This window comes from Knoellia locipacati (assembly GCF_044791685.1).
Classification (GTDB): domain Bacteria; phylum Actinomycetota; class Actinomycetes; order Actinomycetales; family Dermatophilaceae; genus Knoellia; species Knoellia locipacati_A.
Genome location: NZ_CP087730.1, coordinates 1,257,472 through 1,270,995, shown reverse-complemented (window position 1 = coordinate 1,270,995; position 13,524 = coordinate 1,257,472). Strand labels below are relative to the sequence as shown.

The window sequence follows — 13,524 nt, the reverse complement described above, 5'->3', positions numbered from 1 at the left end:
CCGAACCGACGGGACGACGCACGGGTGCGCCGCCCGACGAGCGCGGCCGGGATGGGCGTCCTGGGTGCCGCAGGGGAGTGCTCCCCACTGACGGGCTGACACATCCGTGCTTGGATTCGGGGAGCGTCGGTCGGCCGCTGCCCCGTGGCCGTCGTGAGGGAGGGAGCGCTGGTGGTCGATCCGGAGGAGCTGTACGCCGAGCTGGTCTCGGGCAGCTCGGCGACCGTCCGCAGTCAGGCCGACACCGTCGGTGACGCCATGAAGAAGGTCACCGAGGCGTCGACGCGTGTTGAGGAGGCGGCGGACCGTCCCAGGTGGACCAGCGCAGCGTCCGCCGGCTACCGCGTCCGGACTGCGGGCGTGAGCCAGGGGATCGAGGTCAACTACTTCGTCCTCGGTCGGATCCGGACCGCACTCACCACCGGCGCCAACGAGTACGACGCGATGGAGACCGACGCGCGCGCCGTCATCCGGCACTGGCGCGACCGCCCTGCCGGACTCAACCCCGTCGTCGAGGACCTCCTCGCACTGGTGGTGCACAGTGCGTTGGTCGGGGTGTCGGCCGGCTACAGCGCTCGGCTGAGGACGGTCGCCGCCTTCGCCAAGGGCGAGAAGATCGACACCGACGAGCTCGACGCCGAGACGCTCGAGTGGCTCAAGCGCGGCATGGACAAGACCGCCGACTGGCTCAAGGAGAACGGCGGCGGGCTGGGCCCGCTCATCCCGAACCTCGGCCTGGGCGGGGACACCCGCGGGCTCATCCCGCAGGGCCTGGGGATCGACCCGACGACGGGGTGGATCATCCAGACGAGCTACTCCAAGGACGGAGACCAGCCCTCGGTCCTGTCGATGGTCGACCCGAAGACGGGTCGGGAGATGGTCGACATCGAGCTCGGCGGCTACGGAGACATCGCGACCCCCGACCACGCCGGTGGCGTCGCCTCGGACGGCAAGTACACCTACGTCACGTCGAGCGGCAACCCGTCACACGTCTTCACCTACCTCACGACCGACCTGCGGAACGGCGGCGGCCGCCCCGTCGACCCGATCGGCCCGCCCACCGAGCTCCCCGACGGGGCCGGGGCCTACGGCACCGTCAAGGACGGCGTGCTCTACGTCGGTACGCACGTGGGTGACATCGGGGGCGGGGGCAACGCCTACGACGGGGACGACGACGACGGCCGGCTCTATCGCTACGTCTCGGACGGCCACGGCGGGTGGACGCAGGACACGAGCTTCGGCGGCGGCGCCGGCTACGTCCACACTCCGCCGCAGGCGCAGGGCGTCGTCGTCCGCGACGGCGAGTACGTCTTCAGCACCTCGCTCGGGCGCGACAAGGCGGGCCGGCTCATCGTCCAGGAGCGCCGGGACGACGAGCCGGGCAACGGAGACCGCGGCGACGCCTACGAGCTCCCCTACATGTCCGAGGGGATCATCGAGCTCGACGGGCAGATCCTCACGACCTACGAGTCCGGCGCCGACCACTACGGCCCGGACGGCTCCGACGACGAGGACCTCTGGGCCAACCCCTACATGACCCGGACGTCGCTCGAGTCGCTCGGGCTGAGCGAGGACATCGAGGTCGACCCCCAGTCCCTCCGCGGCGCCGCCACGGACCTCGACACCGCCGCAGGGCCGCTCAAGGGTGCCGCCAACCTCGTCGGCGGCATCACGGTCAACGCGAGCGACTTCGGCAAGGTCCCCGCCGCCACCGCTCTGACGACGACGCTCAACCAGCAGCTCTGGCAGGGGGAACGCAGCCTCGACACGGGCGCGCGCGCGGTCCACCGCACCTCGGCGGGACTCACCGGCAATGCCCGCACCTACACGAACACCGACGACTACGCCGCGGACACGATCCGCCGACCCGGGATGCCCTGAGGCCGCCTCATTCCCACGTGACGGTCAGTCCCAGGTGATGACGACCTTGCCGGAGGCGCCCGCGGCCGCGACGGCATACGCCTCGTCTGCCTCGGCGAGCGAGAAGCGGTGCGAGACAATGCGTTCGGGGTGCTCGCCCCAACGACCCAGCAGGTCGAGCAGCTCGGCCATGTGACCGAGCGAGGTCACCCACGACCCGTGCAGTGCGACCTGCTTGTGGATGAGCAGCTCCGAGACCGCGAAGTCGATTCGGCCGCCCTCGCCGACCATGACGCAGCGTCCACGCGCGGCCGTGTGGGTCAACGCGGCGACGCGTGCCTGCGCGTTGCCGCTGCAGTCCATGCTCACCTCGCACCCGCGGCCACCGGTCGCGTCCCCGACCGCGTCGGCGAGGTCGGCGGGGTCGGTGACGACGACGTCGACGAGGTCGAGATCGCGTGCGAGAGAGGCGCGCTCGGCGTTGGGCTCGAGGCCGATGACGGTGGAGGCGCCGAGGTGGCGACCGAGCATCGCCGTCGCGAGCCCGACCGGACCCAGTCCCGTGACGAGCAGCCGGTCCCGTCCGCTCACCCCTCCTCGCAGCAACCCTTCGTATGCCGTGCCGAACCCGCACGAGACCAGCGCACCGTCGACGTGGGTCACACCCTCGGGCAGGCGCAGGCACGACACGGCCTCGGCCAGCATGTACTCGGCGTGGCCGCCGTCGCGCTGCCAGCCGTGCGCGGCCCTGGTCGGAGAGGTGCAGCCGATGGGGTAGCCGATGCGGCACTCGTCGCAGGATCCGCAGCCGGTGATGTGGTAGACCGCGACCCCGTCGCCCACCTCCAGGGTCCGCACGCCCGGGCCGAGCTCGACGACGTCCCCGCACGGCTCGTGGCCGGCGACGACACCTTGGTAGGCCTCGGCGCCGTGACCGAGGTGCTCGCGGTAGATCGCGCGGATGTCGCTGCCGCAGATGCCGGACGCCCGCATCCGCAGCAGCACCTGGCCGGGTCCGGGCGTCGGCACGTCCACCGTGACATGCTCGACCGTGCTGCCTCCCGGCAGCCGGACTGCCTGCATCGTCGACATGGGTTCGATCCTGTCACTGTCGGTTCCTCCGCACCCGGCGACGCCGGCGCGTCAGGATCGCGTCAAGACGGGTCAGGGCGACGTCAGCAGCGGGTCGACCGAGGCAGCCCGGTGGTTGCGTGGCCGGCATGTGGCAAGACCTCCTCGCGGGCACCATGGCCCTCCTCCTCCTGGCCTACCTGACCCACGCACTCCTCCACCCCGACCGGTTCTGAGGCGTGCTCATGGGCAACGCACTGCAGGCGGTCAGCGCCGTTCTCGTCGTCGCCGCGATCATCGCGGCCCTGCACGTCCCGCTCGGGTCGTGGATCCACCGCACGTTCACCGACGAGTCGGACTGGCGGGTCGAGCGCCTCGTCTATCGCGTGGTCGGGGTCGACCCACGCGCCGAGCAGAGGTGGACGTCGTATGCCGGCTCCGTCCTCGCGTTCTCGGTCGTCGGTGTGCTCTGGCTCTGGGCTTTGCTGCTCGTCCAGGGGTGGCTGCCGTGGTCGTTCGGCCGGTCGATGCACTGGCACACCGCGCTCAACACGGCGGTCTCGTTCGTCACCAACACGAACTGGCAGTCGTATGCCGGTGAGGCCGGCACGGGGCACGCCGTCCAGCTGCTCGGGCTCACCGTCCAGAACGTCGTCTCCGCCGCCGTCGGCCTTGCCGTGGCCATCGCCCTCCTGCGTGGCCTCGCCCGCGAGCGGACCGACCGGATCGGCAACTTCTGGGTGGACCTCGTGCGCGGCACGGTGCGCGTCATCCTCCCTCTCGCGGCCGTGGCCGCGGTCCTGCTCCTGCTCGGTGGCGTCATCCAGAACCTCTCCGGCCCGCACACGCTCGAGACCCTCACGGGGGCGCAGCAGGTCGTGCAGGGTGGACCCGTTGCCTCGCAGGAGGCCGTCAAGCTGCTCGGCACCAACGGTGGTGGCTTCTTCAACGCGAACTCGGCGCACCCGTTCGAGAACCCCGGTCCGTGGACCAACCTCCTCGAGATCGTGCTGCTCCTCGCCATCCCCTTCTCGCTGCCCCACACCTTCGGCCGCATGGTCGGCGACCGCCGCCAGGGCCTCGTCGCCGTCGGGGTCATGGGCACCCTCCTCGTCGTCGGCACGACCCTCGTCGTGTGGGCCGAGACCGCGACGTCGTCGTCGCCGCTGGCCGCGATGGAGGGCAAGGAGCAGCGCTTCGGCGTGGTGTGGTCCGCCGTCTTCGGATCCGCGACCACCGGGACCTCGACCGGCGCCGTCAACGCGATGCACGACAGCTTCAGCCCGCTCGGCGGTGGGGTCGTGCTGCTCAACATGATGCTCGGTGAGGTGTCGCCGGGTGGGGTCGGGACCGGGCTCTACTCCTACCTCGTGGTCGTCGTCCTCGCGGTCTTCATCGCCGGCCTCATGGTCGGCCGGACACCCGAGCTGCTCGGCAAGACGGTGGGGCGCACCGAGGTGACCAGCGCTGCGCTCGTCACCCTGACGATGCCGGCGCTCGTCCTGCTCGGCACCGGCCTCGCCGCCGTGCTCCCGGTCTCCGTGGGAGCGCGCCTCAACGAGGGTTCGCACGGGCTGAGCGAGCTCATGTATGCCGTGACCTCCGCCGCGAACAACAACGGCTCCGCGTTCGCCGGGCTCTCGGCGGACCAGCCGTTCCTCAACCTCCTCCTCGCGGCGTGCATGCTCCTGGGCCGGCTCGTGCCGATCGTCCTGGTGCTGCGCCTGGCTGGGTCCCTTGCGGCGCAGGGCCGCCGGCCCGCCACCGCCGGGACCCTGCCGACGCACACCCCGCTCTTCACGACGCTCGTCGTGGGCACGGTCGTCATCGTCGCCGGCCTGACCTTCTTCCCGTCCCTGGTCCTCGGACCCATCGCGGAGGCACTGTCATGACCTCGTCCCTCGTGCGCACCGGCTGGCAGAACCTGCCCGCGGCCTTCGCCAAGCTCGACCCCCGTCACCTGTGGCGCAGCCCCGTCATCCTCGTCGTCTGGGTCGGCTCGGTCCTCACGACGGTCCTCACCGTCCTTGAGCCGTCGGTCTTCTCGGTGTCGGTCACGGTGTGGCTGTGGGCCACCGTCCTCTTCGCCAACCTCGCCGAGGCGGTCGCGGAGGGCCGGGGCAAGGCCCAGGCCGCCACCCTGCGCCGGGCCCGGACCGAGACCTCGGCCCGCCGCCTCCTCCCGGGCGGCACCGAGGAGGAGGTGCCGGGCACCGCGCTCGTCATCGGTGACCTCGTGGTCGTCGAGGCCGGCCAGGTCATCCCCGGCGACGGCGACGTCGTCGAGGGCGTGGCGACCGTCGACGAGTCCGCAATCACGGGCGAGTCCGCACCGGTCGTGCGGGAGTCCGGCGGTGACCGGTGCGCCGTCACCGGTGGCACGACGGTGCTGTCCGACCGCATCGTCGTCCGGGTCACGAGCCGCCCGGGTGAGACCTTCATCGACCGGATGATCGCGCTCGTCGAGGGCGCCTCCCGACAGAAGACACCCAACGAGGTGGCCCTGTCGATCCTCCTCACGACCCTGACGATCATCTTCGTCCTGGCCGTGTCGGCCATCCAGCCGATGGCGGTCTACTCCGGTGGCAGGCTCTCGCTCGTCGTGCTCGTCGCCCTGCTCGTCTGCCTCATCCCCACGACCATCGGTGCGCTCCTGTCCGCCATCGGCATCGCCGGCATGGATCGCCTGGTCCAGCGCAACGTCCTGGCGATGTCGGGCCGCGCGGTCGAGGCCGCGGGTGACGTGAGCACCCTCCTCCTCGACAAGACGGGGACGATCACGTTCGGCAACCGCCGGGCGAGCGCGTTCCTCCCCGTGGGTGGGACCGACCCGTCCTCGCTGGCCGACGCGGCCCACCTGTCGTCGCTCGCCGACGAGACCCCCGAAGGGCGCTCCATCGTCGAGTACGCGCTGGACGAGGAGGGCGTGACCGACACTGGCGACATCGTCACGCTCGGCCGCGCGGGCGCGACGTTCGTCCCCTTCTCGGCCATGACCCGGATGTCCGGCGTCGACCTCGGCGACGGGGCACGGGTCCGCAAGGGGGCCGCGGACGCGGTGGTCGCCTGGACCCGGAGTGAGGGCGGCGACGTGCCGCGTGACCTCGACGTGCACGTCGCAGGCATCAGCTCCAGCGGTGGGACACCGCTCGTGGTGGCGGCGGCCGACCCCGGAGCTCCGCCGCGGGTTCTCGGTGTCATCCACCTCAAGGACGTCGTCAAGCCCGGCATGCGCGAGCGCTTCGACCAGCTGCGGACGATGGGGATCCGCACGGTGATGATCACCGGCGACAACCCGCTCACCGCCAAGGCGATCGCGGCGGAGGCCGGGGTCGACGACTACCTCGCCGAGGCCACCCCCGAGGACAAGATGGCGCTCATCCGCAGGGAGCAGGAGGGCGGACGCCTCGTCGCGATGACCGGTGACGGCACCAACGACGCACCCGCGCTCGCCCAGGCGGACGTCGGCGTCGCCATGAACACGGGGACCTCGGCCGCCAAGGAGGCCGGCAACATGGTCGACCTCGACTCCGACCCCACCAAGCTCATCGACATCGTCGCGATCGGCAAGCAGCTGCTCATCACGCGAGGAGCGCTGACGACCTTCTCCATCGCCAACGACGTGGCGAAGTACTTCGCCATCGTCCCCGCGATGTTCGTCGGGATCTTCCCCGGACTCGACGCCATCGACGTCATGCGGCTCTCGAGCCCGGAGTCGGCGATGCTCTCCGCGGTCATCTTCAACGCGCTCGTGATCGTCGCGCTCATCCCGCTCTCGCTGCGCGGTGTGAAGTACCGGCCCCTGTCGGCCCATCGGATGCTGCGTCGCAACCTGCTCGTCTTCGGACTCGGAGGCATCGTGGCGCCGTTCGTCGGCATCAAGGCCATCGACCTCGTCGTCTCCCTCCTCCCAGGTCTCTGAGGTGCCCACCATGACCCGCCAGCTCCTCGCCGCCACCAAGGCGCTCCTCGTCCTCACCCTCGTGTGCGGGGTGGGCTATCCCGCAGCCCTGCTCGCCGTGGCCCAGCTCGTGCCGGGCCGGGCCGCGGGCCAACCGGTCGTCGTCGACGGCCGCGAGGTCGGGTCGCACCTCCTGGGCCAGCCCCCGTCCGGGCCCGAGTGGTTCCAGGGTCGCCCGTCGGCTTCCGACGCCTCCGGTGGGACGAGTGGCGGCTCCAACCTCGGGCCGTCGAACCCCGAACTCGCCGCTGCGGTGGCCGACCGCCGGACAGCCCTCCGTGCCGAGAACCCGGCGGCGCCCGCGTCGATCCCTGCCGACGCGCTCACCGCGTCGGCGAGCGGACTCGACCCGGACATCTCCCCGGCATACGCCCGTTGGCAGGCGCCGCGGGTCGCGCAGGCGCGCGGCGTGGAGGTCGACACGGTCCTCGACCTCGTCGCCAAGCACGTCGACGAGGCGCCGCTCGGCGTCCTCGGACAGGACCGCGTCAACGTGCTCGACCTCAACGTGGCGCTCGCGGCCCTCGTGGGCGGGTGAGAATGGCGTCATGGCACGCGGCCGACTGCGCATCTACCTCGGGTCCGCGCCGGGCGTGGGCAAGACCTTCGCCATGCTCGACGAGGGCCACCGGCGCCGCGACCGCGGCACCGACGTCGTGGTGGGACTCGTGGAGACACACGGGCGCGAGCACACGCGTGCCGAGCTCGAGGGCCTCGAGGTCCTGCCGCGCGCCAGGGTGACGCACCGCGGGGTCACCCTCGAGGAGCTCGACCTCGACCGGCTGCTCGCCCGCCGTCCGCAGGTCGCGCTCATCGACGAGCTCGCGCACACCAACGCCCCCGGTACTCGCCACGAGAAGCGGTGGCAGGACATCGAGGAGGTCCTCGGCGCGGGCATCGACGTCATCAGCACCGTCAACATCCAGCACCTCGAGTCACTCAACGACGTGGTCACGTCGATCACCGGGGTGACGCAGCACGAGACCGTGCCCGACGAGGTGGTGCGCCGCGCCGACCAGATCGAGCTGGTCGACATGTCCCCCGAGGCTCTCGGGCGCCGGATGGCTCATGGCAACGTCTACGCCCCCGACAGGGTCGACGCGGCGCTGGCCAACTACTTCCGTGTCGGGAACCTCTCGGCGCTGCGCGAGCTCGCTCTGCTCTGGCTGGCAGACCGGGTCGACGAGGGCCTGGGTCGCTACCGGACCGAGCACGGCATCGACGCGACGTGGCCGACGCGCGAGCGGGTCGTCGTCGCCGTGTCAGGTGGGCCCGAGGGCGAGACGCTGCTGCGGAGGGGAGCGCGCATCGCGGCTCGCGGTGCAGGGGGAGAGCTGCTCGCCGTCCACGTCGCGCGCTCCGACGGGCTGGCCGGGCCGGCTCTGCCCGACCTGGTGTCGCAGCGACGCCTCACGAGCGAGCTCGGCGGCACCTTCCACACCGTCACCGGCGACGACCTCGCCGAAGCCGTCCTCGACTTCGCGCGGGGGGTCAACGCGAGCCAGGTCGTCATCGGCAGCTCGCGTCGACCTCGATGGCGGACCCTGGTCTCCCCGAGCACGGTCGAGGAGGTCATCGCGGGCTCGGGCGACATCGACGTCCAGGTCGTGACGCACCGTTTTGCCGCGGGCCGCGGCTGGCGCACTCCCCGGCGCGGCCTGCCCCGCACGCGCGTGCGGCTCGGGTATGCCGTCGCGCTGGCCGGTCCCTTCGTCCTCACCCAGCTGCTCGCCGCCCTGCCAGAGGACCCCGACCTGCCCCTGACCGTCCCGCTCTTCCTGCTTCTCAGCGTCCTCATCGCCCTCCTCGGCGGCATGGGTCCGGCGCTGCTGGGCTCCGTCGCGTCCTCCCTCTTCCTCAACTGGTTCTTCACTCCTCCGACAGGCGGTCTGACGATCTCCGACCCCCAGAACGCCGTGGCGCTGGCGGTCTTCGTCGTCGTCGCCGCCGTCGTGGCCTGGGTCGTGGACCGCAGCGCCCGACGTGCCGACCAAGCACTGCGGGCTCAGGCGGAGTCCTCGTCGCTCGTCGCGCTGAGCCACACGCTGCTCGGCTCGACCGACCAGATGAGCCTGCTCCTCCAGCAGGCGCTCGACATGTTCGGCGCCGAGGCGGCCGCAGTGGTGCGCAGGCCGGCGCAAGGCCGGCCAGCCGAGGTCATTGCCGGGACTGACGCAGGGCTTGCCCCTGAGGACCTGCGCGGCCCGAGCCTCCCTCGCGAGGAGGTCGATCCCGACCACGACCTCGTCCTCGTGGCCGCGCGCCTGCCGGCCGGTCGGCAGCGGCTCCTCGCGGCCTTCGCCGCCCACGCCGGAGCCATCCTCCAGCGGCGCGCACTCCAGGCCTCCGCCGCCGAGGCCGCCGCCCTGGCCCGCGACAGCAGTGCCCGCACAGCCCTGCTGTCCGCCGTCTCGCACGACCTGCGCACCCCGCTGGCCGGCATCAAGGCCGCGATCGGAAGCCTGCGCTCTACCGAGGTCAGCTTCAGCCCGCAGGACGAGGCCGAGCTCGAGGCCGCCATCGAGGACTCCGCCGACCGGCTCGAGGCGCTCATCGGCAACCTCCTCGACATGTCTCGACTCCAGGCAGGGGCGTTCGTGGCCCACCCGCGCCCGGTCGACCTCGGTGAGGTCGTCCCCGGGGTCGTGCGCGGAGTCGCGGATCCGGAGCGGGTCGAGTGGCACCTCGACGAGGACGCCCGGGTGGTCGTGGCGGATCCGGGCTTGCTCGACCGCGTCCTCGGCAACGTCGTCGAGAACGCGCTTCGGCACCAGCCCGCGCCGGGTCGGGTCCGGGTGGCGACGTCGGGCCTGGGCGACCGCACCGAGATCCGGGTCGTGGACACCGGACCCGGAGTGCCGGAGGCGGACCGGGACCGGATCTTCCTCCCGTTCCAACGCCACGGGGACGCGCCGAGCGGTGACGGCGTCGGCCTCGGTCTCGCCGTGGCGCGTGGCCTCACCGAGGCCATGGGTGGGACCGTGGGCGCGGAGGACACCCCGGGTGGTGGCCTCACCGTCGTCGTCGACCTGCCCAGCGCCCGAGCGGAGGCACCCTGAATGGCTCAGCGCATCCTCGTCGTCGACGACGACCCCACGATCCGCCGCACCCTGCGGATCAACCTGCGCGCCCGCGGCTACGACGTGGAGGAGGTGGGGACCGGCACCGATGCCCTGTCCACCCTCGAGGACGCACCCGCCGACCTCGTCGTGCTCGACCTCGGCCTGCCCGACCTCGACGGCGTCGACGTCCTCCGGCGCATCCGGGCGGGCTCGGACGTCCCGGTCGTCGTGCTGTCCGCGAGGCACCAGTCCGACGACAAGGTCGAGGCCCTCGACGAGGGCGCCGACGACTACGTGACCAAGCCCTTCGGCATGGACGAGCTCATGGCCCGTGTGCGTTCGGCGCTGCGTCGCAGCGGCGGTGACGGCGACGCGCTCTCCGGCGTCGCTCCCGTCGTCACCGAGTCCTTCTCGGTCGACTTCGCCACCTTGGAAGCCCGACGCGGGGACGAGCTGGTCCACCTCACCCCGACGGAGTGGCGGCTGCTGGCCGAGCTGGCCCGCCACCGCGGCACCGTGGTCACCCAGTCGGACCTGCTGCGCGCGGTGTGGGGTCCGGGCTACGGTCGGGAGTCCAACTACCTCCGGGTCTACAGCAACCAGCTGCGGCGCAAGCTCGAGGCCGACCCGGGCCGACCACGGCACATCATCACCGAGCCGGGGATCGGCTACCGCCTCATCTGACGGGGTGGATGATCGACTTGATCGACTGGGGGTCGGTGCGAGCGGCGGTGAGGGCCGCGGCCGTCTCCTCGAGCTCGAAGTGTCCTGTTGCCAACGGTTCCAGCGACACCCGTCCGGAGGCGACGAGGTCGATCGCGGTCGGCCACGTGTTGGCGTAGCGGAAGACGCCGGTGACCCACAGCTCGCGGTTCTGCACGTCACCGAGCGGCAGTGCCACCGTGTCGCCGCCCATGCCGATGAGGACCACCCGCCCGGCCGGTGCAGCCACCCGGATCGCTGCCTGGGTCGAGCCCTCGTGACCCGAGCACTCGAGGACGACGTCGGGACCGGGGCGGCCGGCATACGCGTCGGCAAGGGAGGTCGACGAGACGTCGACGATCTCGGTCGCTCCGAGCGACGACGCGACCGACAACCGGTGGGCGTTGACGTCGGCCACGACGACCTCGGCCGCGCCGAAGGCGCCGGCCACCTGGGCGGCGAGCTGGCCCACCGGCCCGGCGCCGGTGACGAGGACGCGCACCCCGGGTGAGACCCCGGCGCGACGGCAGGCCCAGATGCCCACCGACAGCGGCTCGAGCATGGCGCCCTCGTCGAGCGACACCGAGTCGGGCAGCGCGAAGGCGAACGACGCGAGGTGGGTGACGTACTCGGCCAGCGTGCCGTCAATCGGCGGCGTCGCGTGGAAGACCATGTCCGGGCAGAGGTTGTAGTGCCCGGACAGGCACTGGGTGCACGCCCGGCACGGCACGCCCGGCTCGATGGCGACCCGCTCGCCGACCCGGCTCGGGTCGACTCCCGAACCCACCGCCACGATGACGCCGGCGCTCTCGTGGCCGAGCACCAGCGGGCCGGTGACGACGTGGTCGCCAATCCGGCCGTGGTCGTAGTAGTGCGTGTCGGAGCCGCAGACCCCGACCGACCGCACCTCGATGACCACCTCGTCGTCGGCGGGCACGGGCACCGGCCGTGACTCAACGAGGATCAACCCGGGCTCGGTGAGGACGGCTGTCCGCATGGTCGTGGGCAGGCTGTCAGCGGTCACCGGTTGGACTCCAGGTCCTCGAGGGTGGTGCGAGCACCGTTGTCGTGCAGGGACTTGAGGAACGCCGTGTATGCCGTCGTGAACGGCTCGCTGTCGACGAGGTTGCCGAAGAAGTCACGGTCGCGCAGGAACGCGAGCTCGTCGTCGGGGTAAGCGCGAGCAGCGGCCATGACCTTGTCCTTGTGCCGGTCGACGACCTCGATCGGCTCGCCCGACTCGTCCACGCCCTCGGCGTAGCGGGCCCACGAGGCGACGACGAGCGCCGACCGCTCGAACGCCCCGCCCGTCTCGAGGTTCTGCTGGATGACCGGCACGAGCCACTTGGGGATGCGGTCCGAGCTCTCGGCGCAGAGCCGGGCCAGGGTATCGCGGACCTCGGGGTTGGCGAAGCGCTCGATGAGCTGGCGGCGGTAGACGTTGAGGTCGACCCCCGGCACCTCGGGGAGCGTGGGCGACGCCTCCTCGGCCATGTAGCCGAGCAGGAACTCTGCGAAGAGCGGGTCCTGCGCGACCTCGTGGGCGTAGCGGTACCCGGAGAGGTGGCCGAGGTAGCAGAGCGCCTGGTGGCTGGCGTTGAGCAGCCGCAGCTTCATGAGCTCGTAGGGCACGACGTCGTCGACGATCTGCACGCCCACGTCCTCGAACCGCGGTCGGCCGGAGGGGAAGTGGTCCTCCAGAACCCACTGCGTGTAGGGCTCGCACACGACCGGCCACGCGTCCTCGACGTCGAACGTCCCGGCCAGTGCCGCGATGTCGTCCTGTGACGTCACGGGGGTGATCCGGTCGACCATGCAGTTGGGGAACGCGACGTTCGACTCGATCCAGTCGCCGAGCTCGTCGTCACGCAGGCGCGCGAACGCCACGATCATCTTCCTGGCGACGTCACCGTTGCCGGGCAGGTTGTCGCACGACATCACGGCGAACGGCTCGGTGCCGGCCTCCCGGCGACGTCGCGCGGCCTCGACGACGAAGCCGAACATGCTCTGCGGTATACCCTCGCCGTCCGGGTCCAACGACAGGTCCGCCTGCAGGACAGGGTCGTTCGCATCGAACTCACCCGTCACCTGGTTGACGTGGTAGCCGCCCTCGGTGACCGTGAGCGAGACGATCCGCGTCGCCGGGTCGACGAGGCGGTCCATCACCGCGCCCGGGTCGTCCGGGGCGAAGAGGTAGCCGACCATCGAGCCGATGACGCGCGGCTCGAGGTGGCCGTCCGGGTGCTTGACGACGAGCGTGAAGAGGTTGTCCTGTGCCTCCATCGCGTCGCGCATCCTCGCGTCGCCGGGCATGAGCCCGACGCCGACGATGCCCCAGTCGAGCGCCTCGCCCTCGTTCATGAGCGCGTCGACGTACATCGCCTGGTGCGCCCGGTGGAAGCCACCGACGCCGAAGTGGACGATGCCCGGGGTCACCGAGGAGCGGTCGTATGCCGGCCGCGCCACCTCCGCTCGCAGCTCGCCGAGTGTGTCCTGGCTGAGTCTCATCGGTTCACCCTTCCTGCTTGCGTCCGTCATTGTGGCGCCATGTCACCCGAAGGTGCGGACGCAAGCAGGCGACTCACTTGACGGCGCACGTGGAGAGACCCTGGACGAGCTTGTCCTGGCCCGCGAACCCTTCGGCGAGCACCGGCAGCGACACGACGAACGACGCGGCGCACACCTTTGCGAGGAAGAGTCCCTGGCTGGTCACGAACCCAGTCAAGAACACCGGGGCCGTTCCGGCAACGGTGCCGGGGAGAACCGGGGCCAGGAGCAGCTCGTTCCAGCTGAAGATGAAGCAGATGGGCGCGGCTGCGGCGATGCCCGGCATGACCAACGGCGCGATGACCTTGCGCAAGCGTCGTC

General features: G+C 71.4%; 10 protein-coding genes and 1 pseudogene. 7 read left to right on the top strand and 4 right to left on the bottom strand.

Translation table 11 applies throughout. The features are described from left to right. The first annotated feature begins 171 nt into the window (after nt 1–171). Nucleotides 172–1,881, top strand: a complete 1,710-nt coding sequence (locus tag LL946_RS05960; RefSeq protein ID WP_404385764.1) for a hypothetical protein — start codon at nt 172–174, stop codon at nt 1,879–1,881. Nucleotides 1,882–1,905: 24 nt separating this feature from the next. On the opposite strand, the gene LL946_RS05955 is transcribed toward LL946_RS05960, so the two are convergent. Next, on the bottom strand, nt 1,906–2,952 hold the full coding sequence (locus LL946_RS05955) for a zinc-binding dehydrogenase (protein ID WP_404385762.1): 1,047 nt from the start codon (nt 2,950–2,952) through the stop codon (nt 1,906–1,908). A 128-nt stretch (nt 2,953–3,080) separates the two neighbouring features. On the opposite strand from LL946_RS05955, the gene LL946_RS05950 reads away from it, so the two are divergent. The 6 genes from LL946_RS05950 to LL946_RS05925 are packed head-to-tail and all read left to right on the top strand — an operon-like array spanning nt 3,081 to nt 10,638. Then, nucleotides 3,081–3,167, top strand: a complete 87-nt coding sequence (locus LL946_RS05950) for a potassium-transporting ATPase subunit F (RefSeq protein ID WP_404386807.1) — start codon at nt 3,081–3,083, stop codon at nt 3,165–3,167. 9 nt (nt 3,168–3,176) lie between these two features. Then, nucleotides 3,177–4,823: a potassium-transporting ATPase subunit KdpA gene (kdpA, locus tag LL946_RS05945; protein ID WP_404385760.1), complete on the top strand. Its 1,647-nt coding sequence runs from the start codon at nt 3,177–3,179 to the stop codon at nt 4,821–4,823. After that, on the top strand, nt 4,820–6,853 hold the full coding sequence (gene kdpB / locus LL946_RS05940) for a potassium-transporting ATPase subunit KdpB (RefSeq protein ID WP_404385758.1): 2,034 nt from the start codon (nt 4,820–4,822) through the stop codon (nt 6,851–6,853). The genes kdpA and kdpB overlap by 4 nt, the downstream gene beginning before the upstream one ends. Before the next feature lie 10 nt (nt 6,854–6,863). After that, nucleotides 6,864–7,430: a potassium-transporting ATPase subunit KdpC gene (gene kdpC, locus LL946_RS05935; RefSeq protein ID WP_404385756.1), complete on the top strand. Its 567-nt coding sequence runs from the start codon at nt 6,864–6,866 to the stop codon at nt 7,428–7,430. 10 nt (nt 7,431–7,440) lie between these two features. Beyond that, on the top strand, nt 7,441–9,951 hold the full coding sequence (locus LL946_RS05930) for an ATP-binding protein (RefSeq protein WP_404385754.1): 2,511 nt from the start codon (nt 7,441–7,443) through the stop codon (nt 9,949–9,951). After that, a complete protein-coding gene (locus tag LL946_RS05925) occupies nt 9,952–10,638 on the top strand; it encodes a response regulator (protein ID WP_404385752.1) in 687 nt (228 codons plus the stop codon). It begins immediately after the preceding gene. Here LL946_RS05925 and LL946_RS05920 read toward each other — a convergent pair. From LL946_RS05920 to LL946_RS05910, 3 genes and pseudogenes are all read right to left on the bottom strand, one after another. Next, nucleotides 10,631–11,680 carry an NAD(P)-dependent alcohol dehydrogenase gene (locus tag LL946_RS05920; RefSeq protein WP_404385750.1) on the bottom strand — a complete coding sequence of 350 codons (1,050 nt, stop codon included), beginning with the start codon at nt 11,678–11,680 and terminating at the stop codon, nt 10,631–10,633. The genes LL946_RS05925 and LL946_RS05920 overlap by 8 nt on opposite strands. Beyond that, the gene (locus tag LL946_RS05915) at nt 11,677–13,164 is read right to left on the bottom strand and encodes a mannitol dehydrogenase family protein (protein WP_404385748.1); all 1,488 of its coding nucleotides are present in this window, start codon (nt 13,162–13,164) and stop codon (nt 11,677–11,679) included. The genes LL946_RS05920 and LL946_RS05915 overlap by 4 nt, the downstream gene beginning before the upstream one ends. Before the next feature lie 73 nt (nt 13,165–13,237). Beyond that, nucleotides 13,238–13,516: pseudogene (locus LL946_RS05910) on the bottom strand (carbohydrate ABC transporter permease); the annotation flags it as partial. Between the last annotated feature and the right edge of the window lie 8 nt (nt 13,517–13,524).

Coding starts and splice junctions, on each gene's coding strand:
- LL946_RS05955 (WP_404385762.1), bottom strand. CDS start 2,952: ATGTCGACGATGCAGGCAGTCCGGCTGCCGGGAGGCAGCACGGTCGAG.
- LL946_RS05950 (WP_404386807.1), top strand. CDS start 3,081: ATGTGGCAAGACCTCCTCGCGGGCACCATGGCCCTCCTCCTCCTGGCC.
- kdpA (WP_404385760.1), top strand. CDS start 3,177: ATGGGCAACGCACTGCAGGCGGTCAGCGCCGTTCTCGTCGTCGCCGCG.
- kdpB (WP_404385758.1), top strand. CDS start 4,820: ATGACCTCGTCCCTCGTGCGCACCGGCTGGCAGAACCTGCCCGCGGCC.
- kdpC (WP_404385756.1), top strand. CDS start 6,864: ATGACCCGCCAGCTCCTCGCCGCCACCAAGGCGCTCCTCGTCCTCACC.
- LL946_RS05930 (WP_404385754.1), top strand. CDS start 7,441: ATGGCACGCGGCCGACTGCGCATCTACCTCGGGTCCGCGCCGGGCGTG.
- LL946_RS05925 (WP_404385752.1), top strand. CDS start 9,952: ATGGCTCAGCGCATCCTCGTCGTCGACGACGACCCCACGATCCGCCGC.
- LL946_RS05915 (WP_404385748.1), bottom strand. CDS start 13,164: ATGAGACTCAGCCAGGACACACTCGGCGAGCTGCGAGCGGAGGTGGCG.